This window comes from Streptomyces sp. NPDC021225, from assembly GCF_044332865.1.
Lineage (GTDB): Bacteria > Actinomycetota > Actinomycetes > Streptomycetales > Streptomycetaceae > Streptomyces.
Genome location: NZ_JBIRPV010000001.1, coordinates 99,831 through 112,365, shown reverse-complemented (window position 1 = coordinate 112,365; position 12,535 = coordinate 99,831). Strand labels below are relative to the sequence as shown.

Annotated in this window: 12 protein-coding genes and 2 pseudogenes; 8 read left to right on the top strand and 6 right to left on the bottom strand. The window is 72.8% G+C overall.

Translation table 11 applies throughout. From position 1 onward, the window contains the following. The first annotated feature begins 68 nt into the window (after positions 1–68). The gene (locus ACH4S9_RS00455; RefSeq protein ID WP_358844551.1) at positions 69–428 is read left to right on the top strand and encodes a hypothetical protein; all 360 of its coding nucleotides are present in this window, start codon (positions 69–71) and stop codon (positions 426–428) included. Next, positions 425–1,090, top strand: a pseudogene (locus tag ACH4S9_RS00450) (nucleotidyl transferase AbiEii/AbiGii toxin family protein). The gene ACH4S9_RS00455 and the pseudogene ACH4S9_RS00450 overlap by 4 nt, the downstream one beginning before the upstream one ends. Before the next feature lie 138 nt (positions 1,091–1,228). Here the strand turns inward: ACH4S9_RS00450 and ACH4S9_RS00445 are convergent. Then, positions 1,229–2,299, bottom strand: a complete 1,071-nt coding sequence (locus tag ACH4S9_RS00445) for an alkene reductase (RefSeq protein WP_398368907.1) — start codon at positions 2,297–2,299, stop codon at positions 1,229–1,231. 304 nt (positions 2,300–2,603) lie between these two features. Between ACH4S9_RS00445 and ACH4S9_RS00440 the strand changes: the two genes are divergently transcribed. Beyond that, positions 2,604–3,056, top strand: coding sequence for a MarR family winged helix-turn-helix transcriptional regulator (locus tag ACH4S9_RS00440; protein WP_398370469.1), 453 nt, complete (start codon positions 2,604–2,606; stop codon positions 3,054–3,056). 21 nt (positions 3,057–3,077) lie between these two features. Here the strand turns inward: ACH4S9_RS00440 and ACH4S9_RS00435 are convergent, their stop codons facing one another. The 5 genes from ACH4S9_RS00435 to ACH4S9_RS00415 form a co-directional block, all read right to left on the bottom strand. Next, the gene (locus tag ACH4S9_RS00435) at positions 3,078–4,271 is read right to left on the bottom strand and encodes an NAD(P)/FAD-dependent oxidoreductase (RefSeq protein ID WP_398368905.1); all 1,194 of its coding nucleotides are present in this window, start codon (positions 4,269–4,271) and stop codon (positions 3,078–3,080) included. Between the two features lie 105 nt (positions 4,272–4,376). Next, positions 4,377–5,321: an RNA polymerase sigma factor SigJ gene (sigJ, locus tag ACH4S9_RS00430; protein ID WP_398368903.1), complete on the bottom strand. Its 945-nt coding sequence runs from the start codon at positions 5,319–5,321 to the stop codon at positions 4,377–4,379. Positions 5,322–5,395: 74 nt separating this feature from the next. Then, positions 5,396–5,704: a hypothetical protein gene (locus tag ACH4S9_RS00425; RefSeq protein WP_398368901.1), complete on the bottom strand. Its 309-nt coding sequence runs from the start codon at positions 5,702–5,704 to the stop codon at positions 5,396–5,398. A 140-nt stretch (positions 5,705–5,844) separates the two neighbouring features. After that, positions 5,845–6,792: a CU044_5270 family protein gene (locus ACH4S9_RS00420; RefSeq protein ID WP_398368899.1), complete on the bottom strand. Its 948-nt coding sequence runs from the start codon at positions 6,790–6,792 to the stop codon at positions 5,845–5,847. Then, a complete protein-coding gene (locus tag ACH4S9_RS00415) occupies positions 6,789–7,382 on the bottom strand; it encodes an RNA polymerase sigma factor (protein WP_311727375.1) in 594 nt (197 codons plus the stop codon). Before ACH4S9_RS00415 ends, ACH4S9_RS00420 begins: the two co-directional genes overlap by 4 nt. 119 nt (positions 7,383–7,501) lie before the next feature. Here ACH4S9_RS00415 and ACH4S9_RS00410 point away from each other — a divergent pair, with 119 nt between their 5' ends. The 5 genes and pseudogenes from ACH4S9_RS00410 to ACH4S9_RS00390 all read left to right on the top strand — a co-directional run bounded on the left by ACH4S9_RS00410 (position 7,502) and on the right by ACH4S9_RS00390 (position 12,455). After that, positions 7,502–8,344, top strand: coding sequence for a DUF1963 domain-containing protein (locus ACH4S9_RS00410; protein ID WP_398368896.1), 843 nt, complete (start codon positions 7,502–7,504; stop codon positions 8,342–8,344). A 124-nt stretch (positions 8,345–8,468) separates the two neighbouring features. After that, on the top strand, positions 8,469–9,056 hold the full coding sequence (locus ACH4S9_RS00405; RefSeq protein WP_311727377.1) for a hypothetical protein: 588 nt from the start codon (positions 8,469–8,471) through the stop codon (positions 9,054–9,056). 41 nt (positions 9,057–9,097) lie between these two features. Beyond that, a complete protein-coding gene (locus ACH4S9_RS00400; protein ID WP_398368894.1) occupies positions 9,098–10,216 on the top strand; it encodes a peptidoglycan-binding domain-containing protein in 1,119 nt (372 codons plus the stop codon). Continuing rightward, positions 10,213–10,908: pseudogene (locus tag ACH4S9_RS00395) on the top strand (ABC transporter ATP-binding protein); the annotation flags it as partial. The gene ACH4S9_RS00400 and the pseudogene ACH4S9_RS00395, both read left to right, overlap by 4 nt. Before the next feature lie 311 nt (positions 10,909–11,219). Beyond that, a complete protein-coding gene (locus ACH4S9_RS00390; protein ID WP_398368892.1) occupies positions 11,220–12,455 on the top strand; it encodes an ABC transporter permease in 1,236 nt (411 codons plus the stop codon). Positions 12,456–12,535 lie beyond the last annotated feature (80 nt).

Sequence of the window (12,535 nt, the reverse complement as noted above, 5' to 3'; positions counted from 1 at the left end):
AACCTGCACGGCATTCCCAGGGACCTCGCCGCTTGCCCGAGTACGCAATACTTGTCCGCATGTCCGCGATGTCTGCCACCGAACCGCCACTGCCTGCCGCAGAGGTGCTGCGGCAGCGCTATGCGGGAAGGCTTCCCGGCTCACTCAGCGAGCTGGCTGGACCAGCGCATGGTGCCGTTCAGCTGCCGTTGCACGTGGCCTGGTCCGGGCTGACGCGGTTCGATCTTGACAGGCCGCGGTCGCGGATGAGCATGTACCGCACGGTGCTGGCCGAAGGGCAGCACCACGACCTCATCGCCCTGCTGAACCGGGACCTCCTGATCGGTCAATGGCCCGTCCTTCGCATGCTGATCAGCCGCACGATCCGTGATGTGTGGGAGGCCGCCTTCTCCGAGCTGGCCGCTGCTCGCCCGGCAGCCGCGGCGTGAACCTCAGCGACTTACACCGGCGCCTGTTGTCCGACGTCCTGGCCATCGGCGCCGTCTACCCACTGGTCATCACCGGCGGGTACGCCGTGCAGGCGCACGGGCTGGTCGACCGGCTCAGCCAGGATCTCGACGTCGCGACGGAGAACCCTGCCCCCATGGAGGAAATCACCCGCACCGTCACTGCCGGGCTGACCGCGCGCGGCTGGGAGGTGAGGGAGATCGGCACGGATCCGCTGTCCGGTCGCCTCGTTGTCACGGACCCTGCCAGCGGTGAGCAGTGCGAGGTCGACATCCTCAAGGAGGCCTTCTGGCGCTCGCCCACGGCATCCGAGTACGGGCCCGTCCTCGCCTTCGACGACGTCATCGGAACGAAGGTGCGAGCCCTCGCGGACCGCGGAGCCGTCCGCGACTTGATTGACGTCCACGCCGCTTCCCGTCACTACACCACCGCTGACCTGGAGACACTCGGCCGCCGTCACGCACGGGACGAGTTCTGTCTCAAGGATCTTCAGACCCGTCTGGCCGGTGCGGAGTGATACGAGGACGAGGAATTCACCGCCTACGGCCTCCCCGAGGCTGATACGGCCGCCTTGCGCACCTGGGCCCAGGGCTGGTGCGATGACCTCTCTGAACGCCTGCACGAGCACATCGCCGACGACTGACGATGCCGTACACCCGCTGCTTCACGACCACCTCCTGCTGTGCTGCCGGGCTGCGGGCGCCCGAGGGTGTTCCGCCTGGGGCTGACCGCCCAGCGGGCGCCCGCCGCAACGCGACACGCTTAGCTGTTCGGGCAGGTATCAGCCCAGGGCGGGGTAGTCGGTGTAGCCGCGGTGGTCGCCGCCGAAGGAGGTGGCGCGGTCGGGGGTGTTGAACGGGCCGCCGGCGGCGAGGCGGGCCGGGAGGTCGGGGTTGGCCAGGTAGAGCGCGCCGTAGGCGATCAGGTCCGCGATGCCGTCCTCCACAAGACCCAGCTCGTCCGGGCCGGTCGGGTCGGTGCCGGTGAACGGGTTGAGGATGAAGGTGCCGGGCCACTCCTTGCGCAGGCGGAGGGTCAGGTCACGGACGCCCGGGGCCTCCATCTGGTGCAGATAGGCGAGGCCCAGCGGGGCCAGCCGTGCCACCAGGGCGCCGTAGGTCTCCTGGATGCCGTCCTCGGCGATGTCGTTGTAGGGGTTGCCGGGCGAGATACGGAAGCCCACCTTCTCGCCGCCGATGGCCTGGGCCACCGCGGTCGCCACCTCGACGGCGAAGCGGATACGGCCGTCGACCGAGCCGCCCCAGGCGTCGGTGCGCCGGTTGGCGTTGGGGGCGAGGAACTGGTGGACCAGGTAGCCGTTGGCGCCGTGGATCTCCACGCCGTCGAACCCGGCGGCGACCGCGTTGCGCGCCGCGACGGCGAATTCGTCGATGGTCCGGGTGATCTCGGCCTCGGTCAGCTCCTTGGGGGTGACGAAGTCCTTGGGGCCCTCGTGGGTGAACACCTGCCCCTGCGGCGCCACCGCGGAGGGGCCGACCGGCAGCTGGCCGTCCGGCAGCAGGCTGGGGTGGCCGATACGGCCGGTGTGCATCAGCTGCGCGAAGATCACCCCGCCTTCGTCGTGCACGGCGTCGGTCACCTTGCGCCAGGCCTCGACCTGCTCGGTGGAGTGCAGGCCCGGGGTGTCGGGGTAGCCCTGGCCGACCACCGACGGCTGGGTGCCCTCGGTGACGATCAGCCCGGCGCCGGCCCGCTGCGCGTAGTAGGTCGCCATCAGGTCCGTCGGAGTCCCCCCGGGGCCGTATGCGCGGCTGCGGGTCATCGGGGCCATCACGATGCGGTTGGCCAGGGGCTTGCCGCCCAGGTCGTACGGGTCGAATGCCGTCGCCATGATCACATTCCTTGTTCACGGAGGGGCGCCACGGGGCGTGACGCCATTAGCTGTCCGAACAAGTAAATCTCAGCAGGGCATTCCCGCAAAGTTGTGACCTGCGTCACCACACACCCCGCTTTACCGCGATCTCCAGCACATATGGGCTCACCGTCGTATCGGCAGCGCGCGCGATAGGCTCGTACCTGCTCGAGCAGCTACACATCGCAGCGAGGGACGTATGAGTCAGCCGAAGGACACGTCCGGCAGCCAGTCCGGCAGCCAGTCGGCCGCCGCCGAAACCGCGGCAACGGCCGAGATGACGATGCCGCCCTCCGTCCAGGCCGGTGCCATGACCCACGCGATCTTCCGCGTCGCCCGGCTGCACCGCATGCTCGCCGCGCAGCTGCTGCGCCGCGTCGGCCTCCACCCCGGCCAGGAACTGGTCATGATGCAGCTGTGGGACCTCGGCCCCCAGCGCCAGACCGACCTGGTGCGCCTGCTCGGCTCCGACGCGGCCACCATGACCCGCACGATCCGGCGCCTCGAACACGCCGGCTTCGTCCGCCGCTCCCCCTCCACCACGGACAAACGCGTCACCATCGTCGAACCCACCACCGCCAGCCTCGCCCTGCGCCGCCAGGTCGAGGAGGTCTGGGCCGAGCTCGAGAGCTCCGTCGCCGACAGCCTGACCCCGGACCAGCAGACCGAGGCCATCGACGTCCTGAGCCGGATCGAGCACAGCCTCGTCCACGCCACCACCACCGGATCGCCGTAGCGTGCTCCTTCAGACCCTCCTTCAGACGGCCGATCCCGCCCGGGCCCGCTCCCGCACGACGCGGCGACGCCGGGTCGGCATCCCAAGCATCGGGTTGGCGACACCCCAGGCCGCGCCTTTGCAGACCAGCTCCTTGTAGACGGCGGCGAACCGTCCGGTCAGGGCCGACCGGACGGCGCGGTCGTCGGCGGTGACGTACTGGATCAGGCCTTCCTTGCGGCCCAGCGAGATGCACTGGTTGAAGTAGCGGAGCGGCGCGTTCGGGAGCTTCCCGCCGGTCAGGCGTGCCGCGATGGCGTCCGCGGCCTGCCAGGCGGTGGGGGTGCCCGAGGCGCACGACATCCGCAGCGGCTTGTCGCCGGGGCCCATCGCCATGGCCGCGTCACCGATGGCGTACACGTCCGGGTGCGAGACCGAGCGCATGGTCCCGTCGACCACGATCTGGCCGGTGCCGGTGGTCTCCAGGGTGGTGGCCTGCGCGATCGGGTGGACCGCGAAGCCGGTGGTCCACACGGTGAGCGCGGCCGGGATGGCCTTGCCGTCGGCGGTGGCGACGCGGTCGGCCTCGACGCCGGTGACGGCGGTGTGCTCGTGCACGGTGATGCCGAGCTTGTCGAAGACCTTCCGGACGTGCCGGCGGCCCTTGGGCGAGAGCCAGTCGCCGAGGCCGCCGCGGGCGGCGAGGACGACGGCGAGGTCCCGGCGGGCCTCGGCGATCTCGGTCGCGGCCTCCAGGCCGGTGAGGCCACCGCCGACGACGACTACGGGCTGTCCGGCGCCCAGGCGCGCCAGGCGCTCGCGCAGTTGGAGCGCTCCGGGGCGGCCGGCGATCTCGTGGGCGTGCTCGGCGGCGCCGGGGACGCCCTGGTCGTTCCAGCCGCTGCCGAGGGCGTAGACGAGGGTGTCGTACTCCAGTTCCTCGACGCCGTTCGCGTCGAGGACGTCACGGACGGCGACAGTCTTGCGGTCGACGTCGACACCGGTGACCTTCGCGAGTTTCAGTTCGACGCCCGTGCCCGCGAACATCTCGTCGAAGGGCCGGAGCCTGAGGTCCTGGCCGACCGCCAGTTGGTGCATCCGGACACGCTCGACGAAGTCGGGCTCGGCGTTGACGAGGGTGATGGCGACGTCCTCGCGGTGCAGCCGCTTGGCGAGGCGTCCGGCGGCGATGGCTCCGGTGTAGCCGGCTCCGAGGACGATGATGCGGTGCTGCATGTCCGTGCTCCTGTCTGTTCCTGTCGTTCTTCAGCGAGTCGCCCCTTGAACCGGGCGGCCCGCCGTTTCCTGACAGGAACGCGATGTGAAGCACCTCACACCGGGTCAGAAGGCGTGGAACAGGGGTTCCCCGTGGTCGACGGCCGCCCACTGCTCGGTCGCGCGCTCGAGCTTGTCGGGGTTGACCTGGTTGCGGAACGCGGCAATGCCCTCGGCGGTGACCTCCAGGCACGCGACGCCGACGACCCGGCCGTCGACGACCGCCACAATGGCGGGGTCGCCGTTGGCGGTCGTGGCGTAGATCTCGGCTGAGCCGCCGGCGAAGTCGCGCTTGGCCTTGCTGGGTTTGAACAGGCCCCACATGAACTTCGCGACCGCGAGGGCGCCCTCGAACGCCTTGGCGCGGGCCGGGACCTTCCCGCCGCCGTCGCCGACCGCGATGGCGTCCTGGGTGAGCAGCCGCACGAGGGGCTCGGGCCGGCCGCTGGTGGCGGCCGCGAGGAACTCCTCGACGATCCGCCGGGCGGCGGCCTCGTCGACCTCGGTACGGGCCTGGCCGGCCGCGACGTGCTTCTTGGCGCGGTGGAAGATCTGCTGGCTGGATGCCTCGGTGATGTCGAGGATCGCGGCGATCTCCCGGTGCGGGTAGTCGAAGGCCTCCCGCAGCACGTACACCGCCCGCTCGTTGGGAGACAGGCGCTCCATGAGGGTGAGGACCGCGTACGAGACCGATTCGCGCTGCTCGGCGGTGTCGGCGGGGCCGAGCATCGCGTCCCCGCCGAGCAGCGGCTCGGGGAGCCATCGGCCCACGTAGGTCTCGCGCCGCGCGCGGGCCGAGGTGAGCTGGTTGAGGCACAGGTTGGTGAGGACCTTCGTCAGCCAGGCCTCGGGGACCTCCACGCGGTCGACGTCGGCGGCCTGCCAGCGCAGGAACGTGTCCTGCACGGCGTCCTCGGCCTCGCTCGCGGAGCCGAGGAGGCGGTAGGCGATGGCTTCCAGACGGGGCCTCGCGGCCTCGAACCGATCCACGTCGCTCATGCTCAGGGGCATGGCCCTGATCCTACTTGGGCCCTGTCCGGCGGATCTTGACGCCTGTGGTCTGGGGCGGGAGCCCCCCTCGACGGTCAGCGTCGGTCCTCGACCGTCCAACCGTCGCCCAACTCACGGCGCAGGGCGCCCAATGCCGCGTCCGACTGCCGCCTGAACAGCTCCCGTTCCTCTGCGGGCCACGGAGACGGATCCGGCGGGTAATCCCAGTCGATGGACGACTGGTACCACTCGCACAGCCTCTCCAATTCGGCTCGCGTGGCCGGGCTGATCGGCAGTCGTTCCAGCTCGCAGGGGTAGCCGTACGGGCTGTCGAGGTCGTACGGCCACAGCGGGGTGTCCGAGACGCCGGGTTCGAAGAAGAAGCGCAGGTGGTAGGGCGGCATGGGGCACTTTCTCACGGGCGGCGCGTCCGCCCGTGGGTCACGCCGCGCCGACGTGGGCGAGCACCGGGGCCGTGCACCGGCAGGTCGCCGGTCTTCCGCTGACCGCGCCCTGAGTCCCGGGCACGGTCAGCGGTCGGGGGTCAGGCGATGTGGTCCACAGGGGTGTTGGCCAGGTAGGTGTAGCGGGCCTGGAGGGCGCCGGTCCTGGGGGCCGTCTCCGTCTCCTCCAGGAGGTCTCCCGTCTTGGGGTTGATGATCAGGCGGACGGTGGTGGAGGCGGTGTTCCACTCCAGGGCCGTGCCCCTGCGGCCGGTGGTGTCCTTGGCGGGGCCGACGACCTCGACGCCGGGGAGACCGGCCAGGACTCGGTAGAGCCCGGCGCGCAGGTCGGGGCCGGCCGGGGACTCGCCGAGGAGGGCGGTGGCATTGTCGAAGGTGCTCTTGGCCTTGCCGCCAGCGGAGTTGGCGGAGGGCAGCAGCGAGGCGAGAGCCTTGGGGTCGGTGGGGAGCTTGTCGAGCTGGTTCCAGTCGAGGCTCCGGTCGCCGACGGTGTACGCGCGGGCCGTGAAGGCGACCTTGGAGGATCCGTCCGGGTTCACCTCGGTGGTCTTCCCCTTCCGGTCCAGATACCTGGTGTGGGTGCTCTCCTTCTCGCCGTCCGCCGGGACGGTGAGGTTGAGGGTGGTCTTCCAGTACGGGGCCTTGGTGGCGGGGGCGGAGGCCGCGACCTGTGCCATGTCGTTGAGGAACGCCTTGGCCGAGGCGGCCTGCGGGGGCTGCGCCGGTGCGCTGTCGGACTCCGTGAGGGCCGGGTACACGACGACGCCGGCGGCGACGGCCGCGGCCAGCGCCGTGACCACGACGCGGGGGCGGAAGAACAGCCTGGCGAGGCCCGCACGGCGGCGAGGGCGCGCGGCCGACGGGGTGACGGCGGCGGCCTCGGTGTCCCGCTCGATCGCCGCGCGGAGGGCGGCCTGCGCCGCCGCCACCGTTTCGGCTTTCGGCGGCGCCACCCGGCCGGCGGCCATCAGGGTCTCCGCTCCGGGGAAGTCGAGGTGGTCGCTGCTGAAGGTGTCGGTGCGGGTCATGCGGACTCTCCTGTCTTGGACATCCGGGTGGCGGAGACGAGGGCGCCGAGCCGCTCGCGCAGCCGGGTACGGGCGCGGTGCAGCCGGGAGCGGGCGGTGCCCGGGGGGACGCCGACGACCGAGGCGGCCTCGGTGGGGGTGAGCTGCTCCCATGCGATGAGCAGCACCAACTCCCGTTCGACGGCGGGCAGCTTGGTCAGCGCGTGGCGCAGCACCGGCGCGACCGCCGCGGCGTCCAGCCGCTGGTCGACGGCCTGCCACGGGTCGCTGGCGATGCCCTCCGCGAACTGCGCCGAGCCCGGCGGCGCCTCCGTCTCCAGCCGTCGCCAGTGCGCCGCCAGGACGTGTCGGGCCACCCCGAACAGCCAGGCTCTGGCCGTCCCGCGCGCCGCGTCGAACCCGTGCCGGCCCGCGTACGCGCGCAGCCACAGCTCCGAGAGCAGGTCGTCCGCCGCGCCCGGGGCGCGCCGTACGAGATAGCCGTGCAGCGCCGCCGAGTGGCGGGTCACCAGCGGCTCGAACGCCGTCGGGTCCCGCTGCGAGCGCAGCAGCAGCTCGTCGTCCGCGTCGGTATGTACTTCCCTGATCACAGGGCCTCCGTCTCCGACCGCCGAAGTGGACGGTCTCACCCCCTACTTGTCGGGCGGAGCGATAAGCGTTCGCGCCGCCGGGACGCCAGCCTGTCGGAGTCGGGTGTTTGACTGCGGCCATGGATCCCGAGAGCACACTCTCCGCCCTGCGCGACTTCAGCGCCGACCGCCTCGGCCCGGAGCTCGCCGCCCGCTTCGTCGAACTCGCCCGGCCCGGCTTCGCGCTCACCGAGGCCGAGAGTCCCGGGGAGGTCGCCGGACACAGCCGGTTCGGGGGCCGCGCGATGCTCGAACCGGGCACGCCGTGGCCGACCTGTGACGGCTTTCCGCTGAGCCTGATCGCCGTCCTCGACACCGACGCCCTGGCCCCCTGGCTCGGCGATGTCCTCCCCGCCGGGACGGGACTGCTCAACTTCTTCTTCCTCGACGCCGAATCCGAGCAGTGCGACCCCGCTTCCTACGATCTGATGTCCAAATACGGCCACTACGAGGTGGAGGTGAGCAGCGTGATCGCGGCCCGCTCCGCGCACGCCGCCGAGACGGCCCCGCCCGCCCGGTCCAGCGTCTTCGAGCCGATTCCGTGGGCGGCGACGCCAGGGTTCGCCTTCCCCGACACCTGGGACCCGGCCTGGAACGGCTTCGATGTGGGGCCCGACGCCGACGACATGGCCAGGGCCATGCCCGGCGACTATGTGGAGAATCGGCTCACCGAGTGGTCGCGGCGGCCGGGCGCGCTCGATTCCGAGGACATCGCCTTCGGCTGGCCCCGGTTCCCCACCGGCAGCTCGCCGATGGTGCCGTTCGGCAAGGACCCGACCCGCTACCACCATCTGCTTCAGCTGTCCTCGCACGACGAGTGGGCCATCGGCGGCGACGGCGGCTGGATGCACTGGGCGATCCCCACCGACGCGCTGCGGACGGGCGACTTCGGCCAGGCGGTCCCGACCCCGGACATCTGGTGACCACGCTCCGGGATCGGTTCTTGATGGCTTCTTCATAGGTTCTTCATAGGGCCCCTCATACGTTCGAGCCCGCCCTGCCGCACCGGCGGCCGGGCGGTCACGAGCGATTGAGGGATCTGTGTCCATGAAGGCATGTGCGCGTCGGCGGTTCGCGGCCCGGGCGTGGCCCGCCGTGGTGGTGTCGGTGGTGGCACTGGGGCTGGCCGGGTGCGGTGGGGGCGGCGGGGACGGGGACGAGGTGGCCTCGGCCCGGAGCGGCAAGCGCTCGTCCGGCGGGTCCAAGGCGGGTGACGGCGAGGTCGCGCGGTACGTCGAGGGGCAGCGCAAGTACGCCGAGTGCCTGCGGGGCAAGGGGCTCGACGTCCCCGACCCCGATGCGAAGGGGCGCATCGAGTACGGCGATGTCCGGGAGTTGAAGGCGGACCCGAAGTTCCGCGCGGCACAGGAGAAGTGCTCGGAGTATTCGCTCCCGGTGCCCGAGGAGCTGGAGAAGGAGACGCGCCCGGAGCTGTCCGCCAAGGAGATCGCGACCAAGAAGCGCTACTCGGCCTGCATGCAGGAGAACGGGGCCCCGGACTTCCCGGACACCGGCGACGAGGGCTACTTCGACGAGAAGATGTGGGACCAGACCTCGGCGGGCGCCAAGCGGGCCATCCGCACCTGTGCGCCGATCATCGGGGCCCCGGCCGACCCCGGCAAGGGCAAGGGCTGATGGGCGTCGGGCGCAGGTCCGTACTCGTGGGAGCCGGGGCCATGGTGGTCACCGCCGTGGCGGTGGTCGGCGCGCTGGGGCTCGGCGGCGGGGAGGACGGTCCGGGGTCCGGCGGGCCGGACTCCGGGCGCGAGGGCGGGACGGTGCGGGTCACGCGGGGCACGCTCGTCGACGAGACGGAGGTCGACGGGACGCTGGACCACGGGGCCGAGGTGCCCTTCCAGGTGCGGGCGGAGGGGACCATCACCTGGCTGCCGAAGCCGGAGAAGACCGTGGCGCGCGGCGGGACGCTGCTGCGGGTGGACGAGCGGCCCGTCGTACTGCTCTACGGGGATCTGCCGATGTACCGGGAGCTGGCGGTCGGCGAGGACGAGGACCGGCCCCTCCGGGGGCTGGACGTCCGGCAGTTCGAGTCCAACCTGGCCGCGCTCGGCTACTCCGGCTTCACCGTGGACGACACGTACTCGGAGCTGACCGCCGACGCGGTCAAGCGCTGGCAGAAGGACCTGGGCAGGCCCAGGACCGGCAAGGTGGGCATCGGGGACGTGGCGTACGTACCCGGCCCGATCCGGGTCGCGCGCACGAGCGGGCGGGTGGGGGGCCAGGCCACGGGGGACGTGCTGAGCTACACCAGCACCTCCCGGGTGGTGACCGTCGAGGCGTCGGCCGGGGACACCGGCTGGGCGGAGCGGGGCCGTCAGGTGACCGTCGAGCTGCCGGGCGGGCGTGCGGTCAAGGGGCGCGTGGCCGAGGTCGGCCAGGACGCCTCCCCGGCGTCGCAGGGCGCGGGGAGCGGCGCGGGGGCCGAGGGCGGCGACGGAGGCGGGGCCGGGAGCGGCAGCGGGGGCGGGGCGAAGAGCGCCACCGTTCCCGTGCTCATCCGCATCGGCGACCAGAAGGCGCTGGGGCGGCTGGACAGTTCGCCGGTGACCGTCCGCTATGTCGGCCGCAAGCGCGAGAACGTCCTGACCGTGCCGGTGGCCGCGCTGGTGGCGCTCGCCGAGGGCGGCCACGGGCTCGAACTCGCCGACGGCGACGGCAGCGGCGGCAAGAAGGGCGGGCGCTTCGTCGCCGTCGAGACCGGTCTGTTCGCGAACGGCAAGGTCGAGGTCAGCGGGTCCGCCGTGCGCGAGGGCATGAAGGTGAGGATCCCCGGATGAGGCCCGTCGTCGTCTTCGAGGGGGTGACCAGAACCTACCCTGGCGGGGTCACGGCGGTCCGTGACGCGGATCTGCTGATCCACTCCGGGGAACTGGTCGCCGTCGTCGGCCCGTCCGGCTCCGGGAAGTCGAGCCTGCTGCACCTCATGGGCACGCTCGACCGGCCGACCGCCGGGCGGGTCACGATCGACGGCCACGACGTGGCCCGGCTGTCCGACCGGGAGCTCTCCGCGCTGCGGGCGCAGCGGATCGGCTTTGTGTTCCAGCAGTTCCACCTGGCGGTCGGGGTGCCGGTCCTGGACACGGTGGCCGACGGGCTGCTCTACGCAGGCGTGTCCTTGCGGGAGCGCCGCCGCAGGGCCGCGGAGGCGCTGGCCCGGGTGGGCCTTGGCCACCGCTCCGGCCATCTGCCCCACCAGTTGTCGGGCGGAGAACGCCAACGGGCCGCCGTGGCCCGGGCGGTGGTCGGGGAACCCGCGCTGCTGCTGGCCGACGAGCCGACCGGCAATCTCGACTCGGCCTCGGGCGCGGCGGTGCTGGAGCTGCTGCGGGAACTGCACGCGGTCGGTACGACGGTGGTGGTGATCACCCACGACCGGGAGCTGGCCGCGGCGCTGGACCGGCGGGTTGAGGTCCGCGACGGGCGCATCGTCGCCGACAGCGGGACGGTTGCGGCACGCGGGGCGGGTGTGGCACGCGGGACGGTTGCGGCAGGCGCGGCGAGCCCGGCGGGCACTGCCCGCGCCGCGCGCGCGGCACCCCTGGCGGGTGCGGCCGGTGCGGCCGGTGCGGCCGGTGCGGCGGGTGCTGTGGGTGCTGTGGGCGCGGCGAGCCCGGCGGGTGCTGTGGGCGCGGCAGGCCCGGCAGGCGCGGCCCACCCGGTGGGCGCTGTGGCGGGCGATGCGAGTCCGGCGGGCACTGCCCGCGCGGCGCGCGCGGCACCCCCGGCAACGCCGTCAGCCGCTGCGGACGCAGGCGACGCGGCTTCCTCCGGGAGGCGGCCGTGAGCCGGCGGCGGGCGGCCTCGCCCCGACCGCTACGGCCGGCCCGGCTGCGGCCCGCGGACTTCGTCCGCCTGGGCGGCACCGGGCTGCGTACCCGGCCGCTGCGCGTGCTCCTGTCCGCGCTCGGCATCGCGATCGGCGTGGCCGCGATGCTCGCGGTCGTCGGGATCTCCATGTCCGGGCGCGCCGAGGTGGACCGCAGGATCGACCGGCTGGGCACCAACCTCCTGCGCGTCGTGCCCGGTCAGGGCGGCCAGGGCGGCCAGGGCGCGCAGGGCGGGAGCGCCCGGCTGCCCGAGGAGGCCACGACGATGATCAGGCGCATCGGACCGGTGCGACAGGTCGCGGCGACGGGCGCCGTCGAGGACGCCAAGGTCTACCGGAACGAGTACATCCCCAGCGGGCGCACCGCCAGCATCGAGGTGCTCGCGGCCGAGCCGCGGCTGCTGGGGGCGGTGGGCGGGAAGGTCCGTACGGGCAGGTGGCTGGACTCGGCCACCGCCGAGTACCCCGGGGTGGTGCTCGGTTGGAAGGCGGCCCGGCGGCTGGATGTGGCGGCCCCGGGCACCCGGGTGTGGCTGGGCGGCACCTGGTTCTCGGTGGTGGGCGTGGTGGACCGGGTGCCGCTGGCGCCCGAGATCGACCAGGCGGCGCTGGTCGGCTGGCCCGCTGCCCAGCGGTATCTGGGGTTCGACGGCCACCCGTCGACCGTGTACGTCCGCACCGAGGACAGCCGGGTGACGGCCGTACGCGACGTGCTCGCGGCGACCGCGAACCCCGAGCACCCGGACCAGGTGGTGGTCTCGCGGCCCTCCGACGCGCTGGCCGCGCGCGAGGCGGCCGAGTCGGCGCTGACCGGGCTGCTCCTGGGGCTCGGCGGGGTCGCGCTGCTCGTGGGGGGCGTGGGGGTGGGCAACACCATGGTCATCTCCGTGCTGGAGCGCCGCCCGGAGATCGGGCTGCGCAGGGCGCTGGGCGCCACCAGCGGGCAGATCCGGGGGCAGTTCGTCACCGAGTCGCTGCTGCTGTGCGCGCTGGGCGGGGCGGCCGGGGCCGTGCTGGGCACGGGCATCACGGCCGTGTACGCGGGGGTGCGGGGCTGGCCGACCGAGGTGCCGCTGTGGGCCACCGCGGCCGGGGTCGGGGTGACGCTGGCCATCGGGGCGCTGGCCGGGCTGTATCCGGCGATACGGGCCGGGCGGCTGGCCCCGACCCAGGCGCTCGCCGGGTCCTGAGTGGAGCGCCCGAAGCCTGGGTTGCGGTGAGTACGGGACAGCGACACGCCGACGCTACGGCGTGTCACTGTCCCATACTC

What these genes read in the sequence shown, in the direction of transcription:
- ACH4S9_RS00455 (WP_358844551.1), top strand. Translation starts at nt 69, where the DNA reads ATGTCTGCCACCGAACCGCCACTGCCTGCCGCAGAGGTGCTGCGGCAG.
- ACH4S9_RS00445 (WP_398368907.1), bottom strand. Translation starts at nt 2,299, where the DNA reads ATGGCGACGGCATTCGACCCGTACGACCTGGGCGGCAAGCCCCTGGCC.
- ACH4S9_RS00440 (WP_398370469.1), top strand. Translation starts at nt 2,604, where the DNA reads ATGCCGCCCTCCGTCCAGGCCGGTGCCATGACCCACGCGATCTTCCGC.
- ACH4S9_RS00435 (WP_398368905.1), bottom strand. Translation starts at nt 4,271, where the DNA reads ATGCAGCACCGCATCATCGTCCTCGGAGCCGGCTACACCGGAGCCATC.
- sigJ (WP_398368903.1), bottom strand. Translation starts at nt 5,321, where the DNA reads ATGCCCCTGAGCATGAGCGACGTGGATCGGTTCGAGGCCGCGAGGCCC.
- ACH4S9_RS00425 (WP_398368901.1), bottom strand. Translation starts at nt 5,704, where the DNA reads ATGCCGCCCTACCACCTGCGCTTCTTCTTCGAACCCGGCGTCTCGGAC.
- ACH4S9_RS00420 (WP_398368899.1), bottom strand. Translation starts at nt 6,792, where the DNA reads ATGACCCGCACCGACACCTTCAGCAGCGACCACCTCGACTTCCCCGGA.
- ACH4S9_RS00410 (WP_398368896.1), top strand. Translation starts at nt 7,502, where the DNA reads ATGGATCCCGAGAGCACACTCTCCGCCCTGCGCGACTTCAGCGCCGAC.
- ACH4S9_RS00405 (WP_311727377.1), top strand. Translation starts at nt 8,469, where the DNA reads ATGAAGGCATGTGCGCGTCGGCGGTTCGCGGCCCGGGCGTGGCCCGCC.
- ACH4S9_RS00400 (WP_398368894.1), top strand. Translation starts at nt 9,098, where the DNA reads ATGGTGGTCACCGCCGTGGCGGTGGTCGGCGCGCTGGGGCTCGGCGGC.